Source organism: Photobacterium arenosum (assembly GCF_014841115.1).
GTDB lineage: Bacteria > Pseudomonadota > Gammaproteobacteria > Enterobacterales > Vibrionaceae > Photobacterium > Photobacterium arenosum.
In genome coordinates this window covers 34,279-53,412 of sequence record NZ_JACYTP010000019.1, presented here as the reverse complement: position 1 = coordinate 53,412, position 19,134 = coordinate 34,279, and the positions used below count along the sequence as shown (strand labels likewise).

Annotated in this window: 22 protein-coding genes; all 22 read left to right on the top strand. The window is 51.9% G+C overall.

Annotation, left to right across the window (positions count from 1 at the left end; translation table 11 throughout):
• Nucleotides 1-36 precede the first annotated feature (36 nt).
• Nucleotides 37-792 carry an amino acid ABC transporter substrate-binding protein gene (locus IFO68_RS20575; RefSeq protein ID WP_192017649.1) on the top strand — a complete coding sequence of 252 codons (756 nt, stop codon included), beginning with the start codon at nucleotides 37-39 and terminating at the stop codon, nucleotides 790-792.
• Nucleotides 793-915: 123 nt separating this feature from the next.
• The gene (locus IFO68_RS20570) at nucleotides 916-1,587 is read left to right on the top strand and encodes an amino acid ABC transporter permease (RefSeq protein WP_192017648.1); all 672 of its coding nucleotides are present in this window, start codon (nucleotides 916-918) and stop codon (nucleotides 1,585-1,587) included.
• Nucleotides 1,584-2,321 (top strand): amino acid ABC transporter ATP-binding protein, encoded by a 738-nt coding sequence (locus IFO68_RS20565; RefSeq protein ID WP_192017647.1) that lies wholly within the window; start codon nucleotides 1,584-1,586, stop codon nucleotides 2,319-2,321. Before IFO68_RS20570 ends, IFO68_RS20565 begins: the two co-directional genes overlap by 4 nt.
• Before the next feature lie 235 nt (nucleotides 2,322-2,556).
• The gene (rpmH, locus tag IFO68_RS20560; RefSeq protein ID WP_075762025.1) at nucleotides 2,557-2,691 is read left to right on the top strand and encodes a 50S ribosomal protein L34; all 135 of its coding nucleotides are present in this window, start codon (nucleotides 2,557-2,559) and stop codon (nucleotides 2,689-2,691) included.
• Nucleotides 2,692-2,705: 14 nt separating this feature from the next.
• Nucleotides 2,706-3,062 carry a ribonuclease P protein component gene (rnpA, locus tag IFO68_RS20555; RefSeq protein ID WP_027251744.1) on the top strand — a complete coding sequence of 119 codons (357 nt, stop codon included), beginning with the start codon at nucleotides 2,706-2,708 and terminating at the stop codon, nucleotides 3,060-3,062.
• The gene (yidD, locus tag IFO68_RS20550) at nucleotides 3,029-3,286 is read left to right on the top strand and encodes a membrane protein insertion efficiency factor YidD (protein ID WP_081669217.1); all 258 of its coding nucleotides are present in this window, start codon (nucleotides 3,029-3,031) and stop codon (nucleotides 3,284-3,286) included. The genes rnpA and yidD overlap by 34 nt, the downstream gene beginning before the upstream one ends.
• Before the next feature lie 2 nt (nucleotides 3,287-3,288).
• The gene (gene yidC / locus IFO68_RS20545) at nucleotides 3,289-4,908 is read left to right on the top strand and encodes a membrane protein insertase YidC (RefSeq protein ID WP_192017646.1); all 1,620 of its coding nucleotides are present in this window, start codon (nucleotides 3,289-3,291) and stop codon (nucleotides 4,906-4,908) included.
• Nucleotides 4,909-5,038: 130 nt separating this feature from the next.
• On the top strand, nucleotides 5,039-6,406 hold the full coding sequence (gene mnmE / locus IFO68_RS20540) for a tRNA uridine-5-carboxymethylaminomethyl(34) synthesis GTPase MnmE (protein WP_192017672.1): 1,368 nt from the start codon (nucleotides 5,039-5,041) through the stop codon (nucleotides 6,404-6,406).
• Between the two features lie 395 nt (nucleotides 6,407-6,801).
• Entirely contained in the window at nucleotides 6,802-7,242 is a 441-nt protein-coding gene (gene mioC / locus IFO68_RS20535) for an FMN-binding protein MioC (protein WP_192017645.1), read from the top strand.
• A gap of 432 nt (nucleotides 7,243-7,674) precedes the next feature.
• A complete protein-coding gene (gene mnmG, locus IFO68_RS20530; RefSeq protein ID WP_192017644.1) occupies nucleotides 7,675-9,579 on the top strand; it encodes a tRNA uridine-5-carboxymethylaminomethyl(34) synthesis enzyme MnmG in 1,905 nt (634 codons plus the stop codon).
• The gene (gene rsmG, locus IFO68_RS20525; protein WP_120513851.1) at nucleotides 9,576-10,199 is read left to right on the top strand and encodes a 16S rRNA (guanine(527)-N(7))-methyltransferase RsmG; all 624 of its coding nucleotides are present in this window, start codon (nucleotides 9,576-9,578) and stop codon (nucleotides 10,197-10,199) included. The genes mnmG and rsmG overlap by 4 nt, the downstream gene beginning before the upstream one ends.
• Nucleotides 10,200-10,216: 17 nt before the next feature.
• Entirely contained in the window at nucleotides 10,217-11,011 is a 795-nt protein-coding gene (locus IFO68_RS20520; RefSeq protein WP_027251738.1) for a ParA family protein, read from the top strand.
• A 12-nt stretch (nucleotides 11,012-11,023) separates the two neighbouring features.
• Nucleotides 11,024-11,920, top strand: coding sequence for a ParB/RepB/Spo0J family partition protein (locus IFO68_RS20515; protein ID WP_192017643.1), 897 nt, complete (start codon nucleotides 11,024-11,026; stop codon nucleotides 11,918-11,920).
• A gap of 177 nt (nucleotides 11,921-12,097) precedes the next feature.
• Nucleotides 12,098-12,487, top strand: coding sequence for a F0F1 ATP synthase subunit I (locus tag IFO68_RS20510; protein WP_027251736.1), 390 nt, complete (start codon nucleotides 12,098-12,100; stop codon nucleotides 12,485-12,487).
• Between the two features lie 8 nt (nucleotides 12,488-12,495).
• Nucleotides 12,496-13,302: a F0F1 ATP synthase subunit A gene (atpB, locus tag IFO68_RS20505; RefSeq protein WP_192017642.1), complete on the top strand. Its 807-nt coding sequence runs from the start codon at nucleotides 12,496-12,498 to the stop codon at nucleotides 13,300-13,302.
• Nucleotides 13,303-13,367: 65 nt separating this feature from the next.
• Nucleotides 13,368-13,625, top strand: a complete 258-nt coding sequence (atpE, locus tag IFO68_RS20500; RefSeq protein ID WP_005302247.1) for a F0F1 ATP synthase subunit C — start codon at nucleotides 13,368-13,370, stop codon at nucleotides 13,623-13,625.
• Nucleotides 13,626-13,674: 49 nt separating this feature from the next.
• On the top strand, nucleotides 13,675-14,145 hold the full coding sequence (atpF, locus tag IFO68_RS20495; RefSeq protein ID WP_192017641.1) for a F0F1 ATP synthase subunit B: 471 nt from the start codon (nucleotides 13,675-13,677) through the stop codon (nucleotides 14,143-14,145).
• A gap of 17 nt (nucleotides 14,146-14,162) precedes the next feature.
• Entirely contained in the window at nucleotides 14,163-14,696 is a 534-nt protein-coding gene (gene atpH, locus IFO68_RS20490) for a F0F1 ATP synthase subunit delta (protein ID WP_192017640.1), read from the top strand.
• 16 nt (nucleotides 14,697-14,712) lie between these two features.
• Nucleotides 14,713-16,254: a F0F1 ATP synthase subunit alpha gene (gene atpA / locus IFO68_RS20485; RefSeq protein ID WP_027251732.1), complete on the top strand. Its 1,542-nt coding sequence runs from the start codon at nucleotides 14,713-14,715 to the stop codon at nucleotides 16,252-16,254.
• Between the two features lie 44 nt (nucleotides 16,255-16,298).
• On the top strand, nucleotides 16,299-17,165 hold the full coding sequence (gene atpG, locus IFO68_RS20480) for a F0F1 ATP synthase subunit gamma (RefSeq protein WP_192017639.1): 867 nt from the start codon (nucleotides 16,299-16,301) through the stop codon (nucleotides 17,163-17,165).
• A 32-nt stretch (nucleotides 17,166-17,197) separates the two neighbouring features.
• Entirely contained in the window at nucleotides 17,198-18,604 is a 1,407-nt protein-coding gene (atpD, locus tag IFO68_RS20475; RefSeq protein WP_192017638.1) for a F0F1 ATP synthase subunit beta, read from the top strand.
• A gap of 17 nt (nucleotides 18,605-18,621) precedes the next feature.
• Nucleotides 18,622-19,044 carry a F0F1 ATP synthase subunit epsilon gene (locus IFO68_RS20470; protein WP_192017637.1) on the top strand — a complete coding sequence of 141 codons (423 nt, stop codon included), beginning with the start codon at nucleotides 18,622-18,624 and terminating at the stop codon, nucleotides 19,042-19,044.
• The last annotated feature ends 90 nt before the right edge of the window (nucleotides 19,045-19,134 follow it).

The following is a 19,134-nucleotide window of genomic DNA, read 5'->3' as shown; positions in this document are numbered from 1 at the left end:
ACCCTACAAAAACAACATCATCTCAGGAGCAGACAGATGAAAAACTGGGTTAAAGCTTCATTAACCGCGCTTACACTTGGTCTGAGCGTCAGCCAGGCAGCGATTGCTGCTACTGACGTTAAAGTCGGCATGTCTGGCCGCTACTTCCCGTTCACTTTCGTGAAACAAGATCAGCTGCAGGGCTTTGAAGTCGATCTGTGGAATGAAATCGGTAAACGCAACGATTACAAAGTGGAATATGTCACCGCGAACTTCTCCGGTCTGTTTGGCTTGCTGGAAACCGGCCGTATTGACACCATTTCCAACCAGATCACTATTACCGATGAGCGTAAAGCCAAATACGTATTCAGCGACCCTTATGTGATTGACGGCGCGCAACTGGTGGTCCGTAAAGGTAACGAAAACATCAAGAGCACAGACGATCTGAACGGTAAAACCGTAGGCGTGAATCTGGGCTCTAACTACGAGCAACTGCTGCGTGGCCTGGATAATGCCGACGAGATTACGATCAAAACCTATGACACAGGTATTGAACACGATGTCGCGCTGGGCCGTACTGACGCCTTCGTGATGGACCGTTTGTCTTCTGTTGAACTGATCAATAAAGCAGGCTTGCCGCTGCAGCTGGCGGGAGCGACTTTTGAGCGCATCGAAAATGCATGGCCTTTCCAGAACAACGAAAAAGGCCAGCAACTGCGTGACCAGGTCAACCAAGCGCTGAATGCCATGCGTGAAGACGGTACACTGACCGAAATCTCACAAAAATGGTTCGGTACTGACATTACCCGCTAATTGACAGTAATTAATCCTGCCATTTCAGGTCACCATCCTTATACTAATACGTAATATCAAGACTCACCTTTAGGGTGGGTCTTGTCACTTTCGTTATCAATACTCCACGGAACACGCATCCATATGGGCTTCGATTTTGAATACATGCTGTCACTCATGCCTATTTTGCTCAAATATCTGGGCACAACCATGGGCATGGCGGTATGGGGACTGGTTTTTGCGCTGGTGATCTCCGTTACTCTGGCCTTGGTTCGGGTCTACCGGTTACCCGTACTGGATCAGCTCAGTCAGGTTTACATCAGCTTCTTTCGCGGCACACCTTTGCTGGTACAACTGTTTTTGCTCTACTACGGCTTGCCGCAAATCTTTCCTCCGCTGGTCGGCCTGGATGCGTTCAGTGCTGCCGTGATAGGACTCAGCCTGCACTTTGCCGCCTACATGGCGGAAAGCATCCGCGCCGCCATCATAGGTGTCGACCACAGCCAGCGCGAAGCCAGCCTGTCTATCGGTATGACTGAAATGCAGGCCATGCGCCGCATCATACTGCCACAGGCGACCCGGGTCGCCCTGCCGTCACTGATGAACTACTTCATTGACATGATCAAATCCACCTCGCTGGCATTTACCTTAGGGGTCGCTGAGATCATGGCCAAGGCACAGATGGAAGCCTCCTCCAGTTTCAAATTCTTCGAAGCTTTCCTGGCCGTCGCCCTGATTTACTGGGGGATAGTGGTGGTGCTGACCCGGATACAAAACTGGGCAGAAGTAAAACTTAACAGGGCATACGTACGATGATTGAGCTGCATAACCTCAGTAAACGCTTCGGTGACAACACCATTTTCTCAGGGATTGACCTGTCGATCAGTCAGGGCGAAATCGTGGTGATCATCGGCCCGTCCGGTACAGGGAAATCCACCCTGCTGCGCTGTATCAATTTTCTCGAACACGCCAACACTGGCCATATGACCATAGACGGCATCCATGTTGAAGCCCCGGTAGCAACCAAAAAAGACATACTGGCCATTCGGCGCAAAACCGGCTTCGTGTTCCAGAACTATGCCCTGTTTGCCCATATGACGGCACGTCAGAACATCGCCGAAGGTCTGATCACAGTCAAAGGCTGGGATAAGCAGGCCGCCAACGATAAAGCCCAGCAAATTCTCGATGACATAGGGCTGGGTGAAAAAGGTGACAGCTACCCGGCAGCGCTGTCCGGCGGCCAGCAACAACGGGTCGGGATCGGCCGGGCCATGGCGCTGGAAGCCGAGCTGCTGTTGTTTGATGAACCGACCTCCGCGCTGGACCCGGAATGGGTCGGCGAAGTGCTTAACCTGATGAAAATGCTGGCAACACGTAACCAGACCATGCTGGTGGTGACCCATGAGATGCAGTTTGCCCGAGAAGTGGCAGACCGGGTGATCTTTATGGCCGACGGCGAGTTTGTCGAACAGGGATCTCCGCAGGCGATCTTCAGCCATCCGCAGGATCCGCGTCTGAAAAAGTTCCTGCGCCAGGTCGGGATCCAGTAAGGATCCTTGCACTCCGCCAAACAAAACGTATAATTCAGCGCCCGGGTGCATCCTGACAAAAACAGGATAAAAACCGACCCACAGGCAGGGGGTAAAGATTGACTCCGAGCGGGTCAGTGATTACAATTCCGCCTCTTTGTGGACGTAATGGGTTTTTTGAAGCCCTTCCAGGGGTCCTTCGGGCAACCGGTTAACACAAAAACTTAAAACTGATCAGTAATTTTAAGGTAAAACCATGAAACGCACTTTTCAACCTTCAGTTCTAAAGCGCAAGCGTAGCCACGGCTTCCGTGCTCGCATGGCAACTAAGAACGGTCGCGCTGTAATCAATGCACGTCGCGCCAAAGGCCGCAAGCGTCTGTCTAAGTAATCATTGCGATTATTTTGACTAAGTACGCTTTTTCTCGGGAGTTACGTCTGTTAACTCCCGAAGATTATAAACATGTCTTCCAGCAAGCTCACAGTGCTGGCTCTCCTCACTTCACCATTCTGGCCCGCAACAACGACCTGAACCATCCACGGCTCGGTCTGGCAGTCCCTAAAAAACAAATCAAAACCGCGGTAGGCCGCAATCGGTTTAAACGCCTGGCACGGGAACGTTTCCGTCTCAAGCAACATGATCTGCCTGCTAAAGACTTTGTGGTGATTGCTAAAAAAAGTGCCAGTGAAATGAGCAACGCCGATCTGTGTAAGTTGCTTGATAAGCTATGGCATCGCCTGTCTCGCCCCTCGCGTGGCTAGTCGTAGGACTAGTCCGCTTTTACCAACTGGCAATCAGCCCGCTGATCGGGCCACGTTGTCGTTTCACCCCGACCTGCTCCCAGTATGCGATTGAAGCACTAAAAACTCATGGGGCAATAAAAGGTTGTTGGTTCACGGCGAAACGTCTATTAAGATGTCACCCTTTGAACAACGGTGGCTACGACCCCGTTCCGCCAACCCAGGATAACGACAGAGAACATTAACGATGGATTCCCAACGCAATATTCTGTTAATTGCCCTGCTGTTCGTGTCTTTTCTTCTGTTTCAACAGTGGAATACCGACACCAGCACGCAACCTCAGAACCAGACAGCTGCGCAAAGCGCGACGACCCAGGGCGATGTCCCGTCACACAGTGGCGAGAGTCAGACAATCCCAGGGCCTAGCAGTTCCGACAAGCTGATCCACATCCGCACCGATGTGCTGGATCTGACTGTTGATACTCTGGGTGGTGACATAGTTGAAGCCAGACTGCTGGCCTACGACAACGAACTGGACTCCAGCGATCCCTTCGTGCTGCTGAAAAACGAACCGGCGCACCAGTACATTGCCCAGTCAGGTCTGATCGGCGCCAATGGTATCGACTCTACCGCCGGCCGTGCCCAACTAACAGCAGCAGGCACTGACTTTGTACTGGCCGATGGTCAGGACGAACTTAAAGTGCCACTGACCTACAGCAAAGACGGTATCGAGTACACCAAGACCTTCACCCTGACCCGTGACAGTTACGCGGTGGACGTGTCCTACACCATCAACAACCAGTCTGACGCACCTGCCACAGTGCAGATGTACGCCCAGCTGAAGCAAACCCTGCTCGATGACGGCGGCAGCCTGACCATGCCGACTTACCGCGGTGGTGCTTACTCGGCTGACGACGAGAAATACAAAAAGTACAGCTTTGATGACATGGCCGATAAGAACCTGAACCTGAGCATGGAACAGGGTTGGGCAGCCATGATGCAGCATTACTTTGTCTCGGCGTGGATCCCGCGTACCGATGACACCAGTAACCTGTTCTCCCGCACCAGCCAGGGCCAGGGTTACATTGGTGTCCGCCTGCCAAGTGCCACTGTGGCACCGGGTGCCGAGCAGACGCTGACGGCGACCTTGTGGTCTGGTCCTAAACTGCAGGACAAACTGGAAGCAACGGCACCGAATCTGAATCTGACCGCCGATTACGGCTGGCTATGGTTCATTGCCAGCCCGCTGCACAAACTGCTGTCGATTATCCATGATTTCGTGGCTAACTGGGGTATCGCCATCATCATCCTGACGTTTATCGTCCGTGGTGTGATGTTCCCGCTGACCAAAGCCCAATACACCTCCATGGCCAAAATGCGCATGCTGCAGCCAAAACTGCAGGCGATGCGTGAGCGCTTCGGCGACGACCGCCAGCGCATGAGCCAGGAAATGATGGAGATGTACAAGAAAGAGAAAGTGAACCCGCTGGGTGGCTGTCTGCCGTTAATCCTGCAGATGCCAATCTTCATCGCCCTGTACTGGGCACTGATGGAGTCAGTGGAACTGCGTCACGCTCCTTTCTTCGGCTGGATTCATGACCTGTCAGCTCAGGACCCGTACTACGTGCTGCCTATCCTGATGGGTGTCACTATGTTCCTGATCCAGAAGATGAGCCCGACCACAGTGACCGATCCTATGCAGCAGAAGATCATGACCTTCATGCCTGTGCTGTTCACCGGTTTCTTCCTGTTCTTCCCGGCAGGTCTGGTACTCTACTGGCTGGTGTCGAATATCGTCACCCTGATTCAGCAGTACATCATCTTCAAACAACTGGAGAAGAAAGGCCTGCACAGCAAAAAAGCGTAAGCCTGCTTCTGACTATAAAGATGACAAGGCGGCCTGTATGGCCGCCTTTTTGTTGCCCGCTCGCAGAGTTGGCTATCCTGATCAACACTGATTACAATAGCGCCCACGCTCAAAGACGAAAGCTATCATGATGACTCAGACAACCGACACTATCGTCGCTCAGGCCACCCCTCCGGGCCGTGGCGGAGTCGGCATTATTCGTGTATCCGGTCCGCTGGCCGGCCAGGTGGCCGAAGCCATAACCGGACGCAGCCTCAAGCCACGTTACGCTGAATATCTGCCCTTTCGGGCAGCAGACGGCACAGCACTCGATCAGGGCATCGCCCTGTATTTCCCGAACCCGAATTCATTCACCGGTGAAGATGTGCTGGAATTGCAGGGGCACGGTGGCCCGGTGCTGATGGATATGCTTATCAAACGCATACTGCAGATTGAAGGGGTACGCCCTGCCCGCCCGGGCGAATTTTCCGAACGGGCCTTCATGAACGACAAGCTGGATCTGGCGCAGGCCGAGGCCATTGCCGATCTGATTGATGCCAGCAGTGAAGAAGCCGCCAAGAGTGCCTTCCAGTCGCTGCAGGGCGCTTTTTCCCAGCGCGTCAATGCGCTGGTGGAAGCCCTGATCCATCTGCGCATTTACGTTGAAGCTGCAATTGATTTCCCGGAAGAAGAAATTGATTTTCTCAGTGACGGCAAAGTCAGCGCCGATCTGGATACTGTGATGGCAGAGCTCAATGCGGTGCGCCGCGAAGCCAATCAGGGCGCCATCATGCGCGAGGGGATGAAAGTGGTGATTGCAGGGCGGCCGAATGCCGGTAAATCCAGCCTGCTCAATGCCCTGTCCGGCAAAGACAGCGCCATAGTCACCGACATTGCCGGCACCACCCGTGACGTGCTGCGCGAGCACATCCACATCGACGGTATGCCACTGCACATCATAGATACCGCCGGCCTGCGCGACGCCAGCGACGAAGTCGAACGTATCGGGATTGAACGGGCCTGGGAGGAAATCCGTCAAGCTGACCGCGTGCTGTTTATGGTCGATGCCACCACCACAGACGCGACCGACCCGGCAGAGATCTGGCCCGATTTTATCGAACGCCTGCCGGACTCCATGGGCCTGACCGTGATCCGCAACAAAGCGGAGCTGACCGGTGAACCAACCGGGATCTGCCATGTCAGCCAGCCCACCCTGATCCGCCTGTCAGCCCGGACCGGAGACGGCGTGGAAGCCCTGCGCGAACACCTCAAAGCCTGCATGGGCTTTGCCGGGACCACGGAGGGCGGCTTCATGGCCCGCCGTCGCCATCTGGATGCACTGGAACGAGCCGCCATGCACCTGGACACAGGAAAATCGCAGCTGGAAGGCTACATGGCCGGTGAAATCCTGGCCGAAGAACTGCGTCTGGCTCAGCAGCACCTGAGCGAAATCACCGGGGAATTTACCTCCGATGATCTATTGGGCCGCATTTTTACCTCCTTTTGTATCGGCAAATAAAACCGACGCGCCAACCACACAGCCCTGCCAGACTGGCAGGGCTTTTTTTCACCTTACTGTAATGATCAGCAGGGTGATCCTGCTTGGCAACCATAACAGCTCACCCAGCCCCCGATCCCTGGGTATCGGCAGCGATCAAAAGCCGTTGATAACTGCCGCTTTAAGAACGATCAAGCACAGAGGATCCTTGGGATTAACTGTTGGTAACTGCTCTAATAGACTGAAATTAATAACAATGTTGCATTAATGGTGTTATTACCCATCGCCAACCCCCTTCCCGCCTCTGCCTGGTGCCCAAAAGGCGGACAACAGGCACATTTTTCCAGGGGTTTTCTTATCGCCAACTCAGAGTACAATTCAGCCATTCTGACATTTGTCTATATAAAGAGGCCCCTATGGCGACCATTACCCTAATCACAGGCAGCACTCTCGGCGGCGCGGAATATGTCGCCGATCACTTAGCCGAACTGCTTACTGACGCCGGTCACGACACCGAAACTCTCAACCAGGCCGCCCTGGATGAGCTTAATTCAGAGCATATCTGGCTGCTGATTTGCTCAACCCATGGTGCCGGTGAGTTCCCCGACAATATTCAGCCCTTTGTCAACCAGCTGAAGGATCAGCAGCCCGATCTCGGCGGGCTGAAATATGGTGTGGTGGCCATTGGCGACAGCAGTTACGACACTTTCTGCCAGGCAGGTAAAGAACTGGATCAACTGCTGGCCGATTTGGGCGCCCAGCGTCTTGGTGAACGGCTCGACATCGACGTTTCTCAGGATCCTGTTCCGGAAGACCCGGCCGAAATCTGGCTGGACGGCTGGAAAAAGCTCCTTTAAGCCTTCTCTGACTGGCGATAATTACTCCCAATTACGCCAGTTTTTTATTTTTCTTCTGTGTATAACTATAGATCTAAACGGTGATCAACCCTTTGTTATCCAATGAACAACTTGATCGCCAATAACCACCTGTGGATAAAGTGCCATTTAGATCCCAGGAAGTCCTTACGAAGATCCCACACACCTAACAAGAAGTGATCCTCCCTAACAGCATGATCATTAGGATCAAAAACGACTTATCCACACGATCGGGCGATCCTAATAGTAGATCCAATAAGAGATCTTCTTAAAAAGATCTTATATATATTTAGGATCTCGGCCTCTGATCATTTGATCACCAAGAGTGATTCTTTCTTGCCTGGAAACGAGGTAGAATATACCCCCTTTGCTTCAAGCAAATTGAATGGCTAATTGATCACCTGAGGTAATTTCATGTTTTACCAGGAAAATTTTGATGTCATCGTAGTTGGTGGCGGTCATGCCGGAACGGAAGCCGCATTGGCAGCAGCACGCATGGGTCAGAAAACCCTGTTGCTGACCCATAATATCGATACCCTGGGTCAAATGTCCTGTAACCCGGCGATTGGCGGGATCGGGAAAGGCCATCTGGTAAAAGAAGTGGATGCTTTGGGTGGTTTAATGGCGCAAGCCATTGATAAAGGTGGAATTCAGTTCCGTACCCTGAATTCATCAAAAGGCCCGGCCGTACGTGCAACCCGTGCTCAGGCAGACCGGGCGCTTTACAAAGCTGCAGTTCGTGAAGCATTGGAAAACCAGCCTAATCTGATGCTGTTCCAGCAGGCGGTTAACGATCTGATCGTCGAGCAGGATCGTGCTGTGGGCGTGGTGACAGAAATGGGTCTGAAATTCCGTGCCCGTAGCGTGGTATTAACCGTAGGCACCTTCCTGGGCGGCAAGATCCACATCGGCCTGGAAAATTACAGCGGCGGCCGCGCCGGCGATCCTCCGTCGATCGCCCTGGCGGATCGTCTCCGTGCCTTGCCTTTCCGTGTCGATCGTCTGAAAACCGGTACACCGCCACGAATCGATGCCCGTACGGTGGATTTCAGCCAGCTGGAAGCTCAGCATGGTGATAATCCGACTCCGGTGTTTTCTTTCCTCGGTAAACACTCGGATCATCCACGCCAGATCCCGTGTTTTATTACCCATACCAATGAAAAGACCCATGATGTGATCCGCAATAATCTGGATCGCAGCCCTATGTATTCTGGGGTGATTGAAGGTATTGGCCCACGTTATTGTCCGTCTATCGAAGACAAGGTGATGCGCTTTGCGGACAAAAACAGCCACCAGATTTTCATTGAGCCGGAAGGCCTGACGACACACGAACTGTATCCGAACGGTATCTCCACCAGCCTACCGTTTGATGTGCAGATGCAAATCGTCCGTTCAATGAAAGGCTTTGAAAATGCCAGTATTATTCGCCCAGGCTACGCCATTGAATACGATTTCTTCGATCCACGTGATTTGAAACCCACGCTGGAAACCAAATTTATCAGCGGTCTGTTCTTTGCCGGCCAGATCAATGGCACCACAGGTTATGAAGAAGCCGCTGCCCAGGGGCTGCTGGCGGGCATGAATGCCGCTTTGCAGTCACAGGATAAAGAAGGTTGGAGCCCGCGCCGCGATCAGGCTTACCTGGGCGTACTGATTGACGATTTGTCGACCATGGGTACCAAAGAACCGTACCGCATGTTTACCTCGCGTGCTGAGTATCGTTTGTTGCTGCGTGAAGACAACGCCGATATTCGTCTGACCGAGCTGGGTCGCCAGTTTGGTCTGGTGGATGACGAGCGCTGGTCACGTTTTAATGAAAAAATGAACACCATCGAGCAGGAGCGTCAGCGCCTGAAAGACATCTGGATCCACCCGGCTTCTGAGCACGCGGCGACGATCAATGAGATTTTGAAAACCCCGCTGACCCGTGAAGCCAGTGGTGAGGATCTGCTGCGCCGTCCGGAAGTGACCTATGAGCAACTGACGGCTCTGGCTCTGTTTGGCCCGGCCAGCACCGATGCCGAGGCCAGCGAGCAGGTTGAGATCCAGGTTAAATACCAGGGCTATATCGACCGCCAAAGAGAAGAGGTGGAAAAATCTCTGCGTCATGAGCAGAGCAAACTGCCGGCTGATCTGGATTACAAGCAAGTGAAAGGCTTGTCAAATGAAGTGATTGCCAAGCTGAACGACGCAAAACCTGCGACTATCGGCATGGCGTCACGTATCTCAGGCGTAACCCCGGCTGCCATTTCGCTGCTGCTGGTGTACCTGAAAAAACACGGCCTGCTGAAAAAAGGCGACTCGGAGGTGGCAGCGTGAAGGAGCGTCTGGCACAGCTGATTGCAAAAACTGAACTCAAGGTCACAGAACAACAACTTGAGCAACTGGTGGGCTATGTTAGCCTGCTGCACAAGTGGAACAAAGCGTATAATCTGACGTCAGTACGGGACCCCAATGAGATGCTGGTTAAGCACATCATGGACAGCCTGGCCGTCAGTCCTTACCTGTCACAGGGAACGCGGTTTATTGATGTCGGTACCGGGCCTGGCTTGCCGGGTATTCCACTGGCTATCATGCTGCCCGAGAAGCAATTTACCCTGCTCGACAGTCTGGGTAAGCGAATACGTTTTATCCGTCAGGTTATTCATGAACTGAAGATTGACAATGTCACACCTGTGCAAAGCCGGGTCGAGGCCTTTATCCCAGAACAGGGGTTTGATGCTGTACTAAGCCGGGCATTTGCGTCCATGTCTGATATGGTTAACTGGTGCCGTCATCTGCCTGCTGCGGAAGGTCAGTTTATGGCGCTCAAAGGCCAGGTTACTGAAGAGGAACTGACAGAATTACCAAGCTGGTGTTCTGTGAGTGAGGTCAAATCTTTGCATGTCCCCGACTTGGAGGGGGCGCGTCATTTAGTACTCTTGACGGCAAAGGAATGAATTAACGAGGGTGTTTCGTGGGAAAAGTCATAGCTGTTGCCAACCAAAAAGGTGGTGTGGGTAAAACCACAACCTGTGTCAATTTAGCTGCGTCACTGGCCGCCACCCAGCGTAAAGTGCTGGTGATTGATCTCGACCCGCAAGGGAATGCCACCATGGCCAGCGGTGTCGACAAGTATCAGGTTGATGCCACTGCCTATGAGCTTCTGGTCGAAGAAACCCCGTTTTCAGAAGTCGTGATCACCGAAAATGCCGGTGGATACCATCTGGTGGCCGCCAACGGTGATGTGACTGCTGCAGAAATCAAATTGATGGAAGTGTTTGCCCGCGAAGTGCGGTTACGTACTGCGCTGGAACCGGTACGGGATAAGTACGATTTTATTTTTATCGACTGTCCCCCTTCCCTCAACCTGCTGACCATCAATGCGATGACAGCGGCGGATTCTGTTCTGGTGCCAATGCAGTGCGAATATTTCGCTCTGGAAGGTCTGACGGCCCTGATGGACACCATCAGCAAGCTGGCTGCCGTGGTCAATGCCGATCTCAAGATAGAAGGCTTGCTCCGCACCATGTATGATCCGCGCAACAGGCTGGCGAATGAAGTGTCCCAGCAACTGAAGAAGCATTTTGGTGATAAGGTGTACCGCACCGTGATCCCACGTAATGTGCGTCTGGCCGAAGCCCCGAGTCATGGCTGTCCGGCCATGTACTACGATAAGACCTCCAGCGGTGCCAAGGCCTACCTGGCGCTGGCCGGAGAGATGATTCGTCGTGAGGAAACCGCGCGGGAACCTGCTCAGGTAGAGGCGTAAGCAAGCATGACCATGAATAAACGAGGCCTGGGAAAAGGCCTTGATGCACTGCTGGCCACCAGTTCGGTGGCCCGAGAAAGACAACAGGCCACAGAGGCTGTCAGCAAGGAAGAAACGGTACCGGAAGAAGGCGCGCTGCGCGAACTGCCGGTCAGTCAGCTGCAACCGGGTCAGTATCAGCCACGTCAGGATATGTCAGCAGAAGCGCTGGCGGAACTGACTGATTCTATCCGTGCTCAGGGGGTGATCCAGCCTATAGTGGTTCGCCAACTGGCCCCGCAACAGTATGAAATCATTGCCGGCGAACGTCGCTGGCGGGCGTCTCGCCAGGCAGGCCTGTCTAAGGTTCCCTGTCTGGTCAAAGACGTGGATGATCGTGCCACCGTCGCGATTGCCCTGATTGAAAACATCCAGCGTGAAGATCTCAATGCTATTGAGGAAGCTCAGGCGCTGGAGCGATTGCAGAATGAATTCTCCCTCACCCATCAGCAAATTGCCGAAGCGGTCGGCAAGTCCCGCGCTGCTGTGTCTAACCTGCTGCGTTTAAACCAGCTGGAGCCACAGGTTAAGCGGTTGCTGGCCCAGCGGCAGCTGGAAATGGGTCACGCCCGTGCATTGCTGTCACTGGTTGCTGAACAGCAACTGGAAGCGGCTCACACCGTCGTGGCGAAATCTCTGACGGTAAGGGATACCGAGCGTTTGGTGAAAAAACTGCTCACCCCTGCCCCGGAGGTCGCCCCTGTCTCTGTCGATCCCAAGGTTGAAGCGATGGAAAATCGTCTGAGTGAGCAATTTGGCACTCAGGTTGCGATTAATCAAAGCAAAAGCGGTAAAGGTAAAATAATCATAAATTTTGACGAGCCCCAGAAGTTACAGCAACTTTTGGCAATGTTAAGTTCAGAAGTGTGACCGGATTCTTACTATTTTTGCCGTAAAAATGACCACTGCGTGATCGGGATAATGTGTTATAAATTCTAACTGTTTTTTTATTGTGATTAGATTGCATTCAATCTAATGAACCGTATAATTTTCGCAGTTTTCCCAGCACGACGTATGTGTAGTGGAACGGACTCGAGGAATGAATACATGGTTTCGACGCTAGTCAGGCCGGGACGCCAATTGGCGAAGCGGTTGTTGTTACTACAATCTGGCGTCGTTTTGACAACGGCAATCATGGCAGTGTTTGCTGTCAATGTTGACTGGGGAATCTCTGCACTTATCGGTGGCGGCATCTTTGTGATAGCTAACGCCGCTTTTTCTGTGTGCGCTTTTCTCTTCGGCGGGGCCACTAAGGCCCGTCTGGTAATGGCGTCATTTTACGGCGGAGAAGTGCTGAAAATCCTCATTACAGTCATCTTGTTTTCCCTTGTCTACCTGTATGTCGAGGTGGAACTTGTTCCCCTCAAGCTGACCTATTTGCTGGCTCTGGGTATTAATATCTGTGCGCCGGTTTTATTCATTAACAACAACAAATAGGATGAGTTATGGCTGCGCCAGGTGAAGCGCTTACACCTTCCAGTTACATCACTCACCACCTGACAAACTTATCAACCGATAAGCTGGGTCTGGTGGCCGAGGGAAGTTTCTGGGCGGTACACATCGACAGCCTTTTCTTTTCTGTGTTGACAGGTGCGATCTTTCTGGGATTGTTCCGTCTGGCAGCGAAGAAGGCAACCTCAGGGGTGCCGGGTAAGCTACAGTGTTTTGTGGAAATAATGGTGGAATTCGTTGACAACAGCGTTAAAGAAACCTTTCATGGCCGCAACGCGCTGATAGCTCCGCTAGCTCTGACGATTTTCTGCTGGATTTTCTTGATGAACGTCATGGACCTGGTTCCAATCGACTTTCTTCCGTATCCGGCGGAGCATTGGCTAGGTATTCCTTATCTTAAGGTCGTACCGTCTGCTGATGTTAACATCACCATGGCAATGGCGCTGGGTGTCTTTGCATTGATGATCTACTACAGCATCAAGATCAAAGGCCTGGGCGGTTTTGCCAAAGAACTGGCACTGCACCCGTTCAATCACCCGGTTATGATTCCGTTCAACCTGCTACTGGAAGTAGTTTCGCTGCTGGCGAAGCCTATTTCTCTCGGCATGCGTCTGTTCGGTAACATGTTCGCCGGTGAGGTGGTGTTTATTCTTATCGCGGCGCTGATGCCGTGGTGGGCACAATGGCTGGGCTCGGTTCCGTGGGCAATTTTCCACGTCCTGGTCATTACGATTCAATCTTTCGTCTTTATGATGCTGACTATCGTGTACCTGTCTCAGGCTCACGAAGACAATCATTAATACGTAAACAATTTTATTTTTTATTTACTGGCATTTAGGCCGACAACAATAAACTGGAGATAGTGATGGAAACTTTACTAAGCTTTTCTGCAATTGCCGTGGGCATCATTGTAGGTCTTGCTGCCCTGGGTACTGCGATTGGTTTCGCCCTGCTGGGTGGTAAGTTCCTTGAAGGCGCTGCTCGCCAACCTGAAATGGCTCCTATGCTGCAAGTTAAGATGTTCATCATCGCAGGCCTGCTGGATGCGGTTCCAATGATCGGTATCGTTATCGCTTTGCTATTCACATTCGCTAACCCATTCGTTGGACAGCTGGCTGGTTAATCCACGAACGTAACGGACCCATAGCTACCCTGTTTAAGGAGATGCCGTTGTGAATATGAATGCAACATTACTGGGTCAGGCTATCGCGTTTTTCCTGTTTGTGGTCTTCTGCATGAAATATGTATGGCCACCAATTATGGAAGCGATTGAAGAGCGTCAGAAAAAAATTGCTGACGGTTTGGCAGCAGCGGATCGCGCTGCCAAAGATCTCAACCTGGCGCAGTCAAATGCTTCTGATCAACTGAAAGAAGCAAAACGTACTGCAACTGAACTGATTGAGCAAGCTAACAAGCGTAAAGCTCAAATCATCGAAGAGGCCAAAGCGGAAGCGACGGCCGAGCGTGAAAAAATTCTGACTCAAGGTCGTGCTGAAATTGATGCAGAACGTAATCGCGCGCGCGATGACCTAAGAAAACAAGTTGCAACTCTGGCTGTGATTGGTGCTGAGAAAATCATTGGGCGTACTATCGATAAAGACGCTCATGCTGATGTTCTTAACAAAGTCACTGCAGAACTGTAATAGAAGGGGCAAGCACCATGTCGGAAATGACTACTATCGCACGCCCCTACGCTAAAGCAGCCTTTGATTATGCGGTTGAGAAAGGTGAGCTGGCCCAGTGGTCAGAAATGCTCACCTTTGCTTCGGAAGTCGCTAAAAACGATACCATTCTGGATGTACTGGATGGTGGTTTTGCGGCAGACAAACTGACGGAAATCTTTCTGTCAGTTTGCGGCGAGCAACTCAACGACGCCGGCCAGAACCTGATTAAGGTCATGGCCGAAAACGGACGCCTGAAAATTCTTCCTGAAGTCTGTACTCAGTTCCTGTTCTTGAAAGATGAACTGGAAAAAACCATCGAAGCCAGTGTGATCTCTGCGATCACCCTGGACGAAGGTCAAATGAGTGCAATCATCAGTAAGCTGGAACAGCGTCTGGCGCGCAAGGTTAAGCTGAACTGCAGTGTAGACGAGACCCTGATTGCCGGGGTTGTAATTAGAGCCGGAGACTTAGTCATCGATCAGTCAGTACGAGGCAAGCTTGCCCGTCTGAACGATACTTTGCAGTCTTGATTTGGGGAATTGGAGCATGCAACTTAATTCCACGGAAATTAGCGCACTGATCAAGCAACGGATTGAAAATTTCAATGTTGCCAGTGAAGCGCGTAACGAAGGCACCATCGTTTCTGTAAGCGACGGTATCATTCGTATCCACGGCCTTGCAGATGTCATGCAAGGTGAAATGATTGAACTACCAGGCGGCCTGTACGCACTGGCACTGAACCTTGAGCGTGACTCGGTAGGTGCTGTTGTAATGGGTCCATATGCCAGCCTTCAGGAAGGCATGAAAGTGACCGCAACCGGTCGTATCCTGGAAGTGCCTGTCGGCCCTGCCCTGCTGGGTCGTGTTGTCAACACTCTGGGTGAGCCGATTGATGGTAAAGGTCCGATTGAGACCGATACTTTCTCTCCGGTAGAAGTGATCGCACCGGGTGTAATCGACCGTAAATCTGTTGACCAGCCTGTTCAGACTGGTTACAAGGCGGTTGACTCAATGATTCCAATCGGCCGTGGCCAGCGTGAGCTGATCATCGGTGACCGTCAGATTGGTAAAACTGCCCTGGCGATCGATGCCATCATCAACCAGAAAAATTCTGGTATTTACTCTATCTATGTCGCTATCGGCCAGAAAGCGTCCACTATCGCCAACGTGGTACGTAAACTGGAAGAGCACGGTGCACTGAAGAACACTATCGTTGTAGTGGCGTCTGCTTCTGAAGCGGCAGCACTGCAATACCTGGCACCATACTCTGGTTGTGCTATGGGTGAATACTTCCGTGACCGCGGTGAAGATGCACTGATCGTATACGATGACCTGTCTAAGCAGGCTGTTGCTTACCGTCAGATCTCTCTGCTGCTGCGCCGTCCACCAGGCCGTGAAGCCTTCCCTGGTGATGTTTTCTACCTCCACTCCCGTCTGCTGGAGCGTGCTGCTCGTGTTAGCGAAGAGTACGTAGAAAAGTTCACTAACGGTGAAGTGAAAGGTAAGACTGGTTCTTTGACTGCTCTGCCAATCATCGAAACTCAGGCGGGTGACGTATCTGCGTTCGTACCGACTAACGTTATTTCGATCACCGATGGTCAGATCTTCCTGCAAACAGAACTGTTCAACTCTGGTATTCGTCCAGCGGTTGACCCAGGTATCTCTGTATCGCGTGTAGGTGGTGCTGCTCAGACCAAGATCATCAAGAAACTGTCTGGTGGTATCCGTACTGCACTGGCTCAGTATCGTGAACTGGCGGCCTTTGCCCAGTTCTCCTCTGATCTGGACGACGCGACTAAGCGTCAGCTGGACCACGGTCAGAAAGTAACTGAACTGATGAAGCAGAAGCAGTACTCGCCAATGTCTGTTTTCGAGCAGGCGCTGGTGATTTTCTCTGCTGAGAAAGGTTACCTGAAAGATGTTGAGCTGACTAAGCTGGCAGATTTCGAAGCTGCGTTACTGTCTTACGCCAAGAGTCAATTTGCTGAGCTGGTAGCTCAAATTGATGAAACGGGTGCGTGGAACAATGAAATTGAAGCCCAGTTCGTGAAACTGGTTGAAGATTTCAAAGCGACCCAGACTTGGTAATTGGTTGGTGATCGCATGCGATCACCAGCTCAAGGAGAGTAACGATGGCCGGCGCAAAAGAGATACGTAACAAGATCGGTAGTGTTAAAAACACTCAGAAGATCACTAAAGCGATGGAGATGGTTGCTGCGTCTAAAATGCGTAAATCGCAAGACGCTATGGAATCATCACGTCCATACGCACAAACAATGCGCAAAGTGATCGGTCATATCGCCCTTGGTAGCCTCGAATATAAGCATCCTTATTTAGAGGAGCGTGAGGCCAAGCGCGTAGGTTACATCATTGTTTCAACTGACCGTGGTCTGTGTGGCGGTTTGAACGTGAATCTGTTCAAACAAGCTATCGCAGGGATGAAGTCATGGTCAGATCAGGGAGCAGAGGTTGAACTGGCGCTGATTGGTGCTAAAGCCACTGCTTTCTTTAACAGCTACGGTGGCCGTGTTGCGGCTCAGGTAACAGGTTTAGGCGATAAGCCTTCTGTTGATGAGCTGATCGGTACCGTAGGTGTGATGCTGAAGAAATATGATGAGGGCCAACTGGACCGTTTGTATCTGGTGTACAACAAGTTTGTCAACACCATGGTTCAAGAGCCAGTGATCGATCAATTGCTGCCTTTGCCTAAGTCAGAAGACGAAGAAATGAAACGTAACCATGCTTGGGACTACATTTATGAGCCTGAGCCTAAACCTCTGCTGGATACCTTGCTGGTTCGCTATGTCGAATCTCAGGTCTATCAGGGTGTGGTCGAAAACCTTGCCTGTGAGCAAGCGGCCCGAATGGTTGCGATGAAAGCGGCAACGGATAACGCAGGTGATCTGATTGACGAACTGCAACTTGTGTACAACAAAGCCCGTCAGGCTGCGATTACACAAGAGCTGTCGGAAATCGTCTCCGGTGCTTCCGCTGTTTAAGGCAAAGAATTAATAAGTTTAGAGGATTAACGATGGCTACAGGTAAGATCGTACAGATCATCGGTGCGGTAGTCGACGTAGAGTTTCCACAGGACTCTGTACCACAGGTATATGATGCCCTACACGTTGATGCCAAAGAAAAAGGTACGCTTGTACTGGAAGTTCAGCAGCAGCTGGGTGGCGGCGTAGTTCGTGGTATCGCCATGGGTAGTTCTGATGGTATGCGTCGTGGTCTGACTGTTGAAAATACAGGCCGACCAATTGAAGTACCGGTAGGTACAGCGACTCTGGGACGTATCATGAACGTTCTGGGTCAACCTATTGACGAATGTGGTGAGATCGGTGAACAAGAGCGTTACGCTATTCACCGTGCAGCACCAAGCTATGAAGAGCAGTCTAATGCGGTTGAACTGCTGGAAACTGGCGTAAAAGTTATCGACCTGGTTTGCCCATTCGCTAAGGGTGGTAAAATCGGCCTGTTCGGTGGTGCTGGTGTAGGTAAGACCGTTAACATGATGGAACTTATCAACAACATCGCCCTGAAACACTCAGGTCTGTCGGTATTTGCCGGTGTAGGTGAGCGTACCCGTGAAGGTAACGACTTCTACTACGAGATGCAGGAAGCCGGGGTTGTAAACCTGGAAAATCCAGCTGAATCAAAAGTAGCAATGGTTTACGGTCAGATGAACGAGCCACCGGGTAACCGTCTGCGCGTTGCACTGACTGGCCTGACTATGGCTGAAAAGTTCCGTGATGAAGGCCGTGACGTACTGCTGTTCATCGATAACATCTATCGTTATACCCTGGCCGGTACTGAAGTATCAGCACTGCTGGGTCGTATGCCATCAGCAGTAGGTTATCAGCCTACGCTGGCAGAGGAGATGGGTGTACTTCAGGAGCGTATCACGTCGACTCAGACGGGTTCTATCACTTCTGTTCAGGCCGTTTACGTTCCTGCGGATGACTTGACTGACCCATCACCAGCGACTACGTTCGCCCACTTGGATGCGACGGTTGTACTGTCTCGTCAGATCGCTTCTCTGGGTCTGTACCCAGCGATCGACCCACTGGATTCTACATCACGTATGCTGGATCCTCTGGTTGTTGGTCAGGAGCACTATGACATTGCACGTGGTGTACAAAGCACCCTGCAGCGTTATAAAGAACTGAAAGACATCATCGCCATTCTGGGTATGGACGAGCTGTCTGAAGACGACAAGCAAACTGTTGCCCGCGCACGTAAGATTGAGCGTTTCCTTACTCAGCCTTACCACGTAGCACAGGTCTTCACTGGCGACCCTGGTATCTATGTTCCTCTGAAAGATACTCTGCGCAGCTTCAAAGGCCTGCTGGCTGGCGAATACGATGATATTCCAGAGCAGGCATTCATGTACTGCGGCGCGATCGAAGACGCACTGGAAAACGCGAAGAAGCTGTAAGCTGAACAGGAGGCGATATGGCAGCGATAACTTTCCATCTGGACGTAGTAAGCGCAGAAAAGAGTCTTTTCTCTGGTCGTGCTGAAAATATCCAGGTGACCGGTAGCGAAGGTGAACTGGGTATTCACGCAGGCCACACCCCGCTGCTGACCGCTATCACGCCAGGAATGGTTCGGATCGTTAAACAACACGGTGGTGAGGAAGTCATTTACCTCTCCGGTGGTATGCTGGAAGTGCAGCCAGGTGCAGTCACTGTACTGGCTGATACTGCAATCCGTGGTGTTGATCTGGACGCAGCCAAGGCTGAAGAAGCGAAACGTCAGGCTGAGGAGCGTATCCACAGTCAGCATGGCGACATCGACTTCGCCCAAGCGGCCAGTGACCTGGCTAAAGCAATCGCCCAGCTTCGAGTGATCGAGCTGACAAGGCGTAAGCGTTAATCAGGTATCTGTGCAAAAAAGCGGCCTTAGGGTCGCTTTTTTTTTGCCTGCAGGCAGTTGCCCGGCTCCCGGTTGGCAGTGAAATGTCTT

Bases quoted from the DNA above. Each gene is read 5' to 3' on its own strand.
- IFO68_RS20570 (WP_192017648.1), top strand. From the start codon at position 916: ATGGGCTTCGATTTTGAATACATGCTGTCACTCATGCCTATTTTGCTC.
- atpA (WP_027251732.1), top strand. From the start codon at position 14,713: ATGCAACTTAATTCCACGGAAATTAGCGCACTGATCAAGCAACGGATT.
- IFO68_RS20510 (WP_027251736.1), top strand. From the start codon at position 12,098: ATGGTTTCGACGCTAGTCAGGCCGGGACGCCAATTGGCGAAGCGGTTG.
- atpB (WP_192017642.1), top strand. From the start codon at position 12,496: ATGGCTGCGCCAGGTGAAGCGCTTACACCTTCCAGTTACATCACTCAC.
- mnmG (WP_192017644.1), top strand. From the start codon at position 7,675: ATGTTTTACCAGGAAAATTTTGATGTCATCGTAGTTGGTGGCGGTCAT.
- atpH (WP_192017640.1), top strand. From the start codon at position 14,163: ATGTCGGAAATGACTACTATCGCACGCCCCTACGCTAAAGCAGCCTTT.
- IFO68_RS20575 (WP_192017649.1), top strand. From the start codon at position 37: ATGAAAAACTGGGTTAAAGCTTCATTAACCGCGCTTACACTTGGTCTG.
- atpG (WP_192017639.1), top strand. From the start codon at position 16,299: ATGGCCGGCGCAAAAGAGATACGTAACAAGATCGGTAGTGTTAAAAAC.
- rpmH (WP_075762025.1), top strand. From the start codon at position 2,557: ATGAAACGCACTTTTCAACCTTCAGTTCTAAAGCGCAAGCGTAGCCAC.
- IFO68_RS20565 (WP_192017647.1), top strand. From the start codon at position 1,584: ATGATTGAGCTGCATAACCTCAGTAAACGCTTCGGTGACAACACCATT.
- atpE (WP_005302247.1), top strand. From the start codon at position 13,368: ATGGAAACTTTACTAAGCTTTTCTGCAATTGCCGTGGGCATCATTGTA.
- IFO68_RS20515 (WP_192017643.1), top strand. From the start codon at position 11,024: ATGAATAAACGAGGCCTGGGAAAAGGCCTTGATGCACTGCTGGCCACC.
- mioC (WP_192017645.1), top strand. From the start codon at position 6,802: ATGGCGACCATTACCCTAATCACAGGCAGCACTCTCGGCGGCGCGGAA.
- atpD (WP_192017638.1), top strand. From the start codon at position 17,198: ATGGCTACAGGTAAGATCGTACAGATCATCGGTGCGGTAGTCGACGTA.
- yidC (WP_192017646.1), top strand. From the start codon at position 3,289: ATGGATTCCCAACGCAATATTCTGTTAATTGCCCTGCTGTTCGTGTCT.
- mnmE (WP_192017672.1), top strand. From the start codon at position 5,039: ATGACTCAGACAACCGACACTATCGTCGCTCAGGCCACCCCTCCGGGC.
- yidD (WP_081669217.1), top strand. From the start codon at position 3,029: ATGGCATCGCCTGTCTCGCCCCTCGCGTGGCTAGTCGTAGGACTAGTC.
- IFO68_RS20470 (WP_192017637.1), top strand. From the start codon at position 18,622: ATGGCAGCGATAACTTTCCATCTGGACGTAGTAAGCGCAGAAAAGAGT.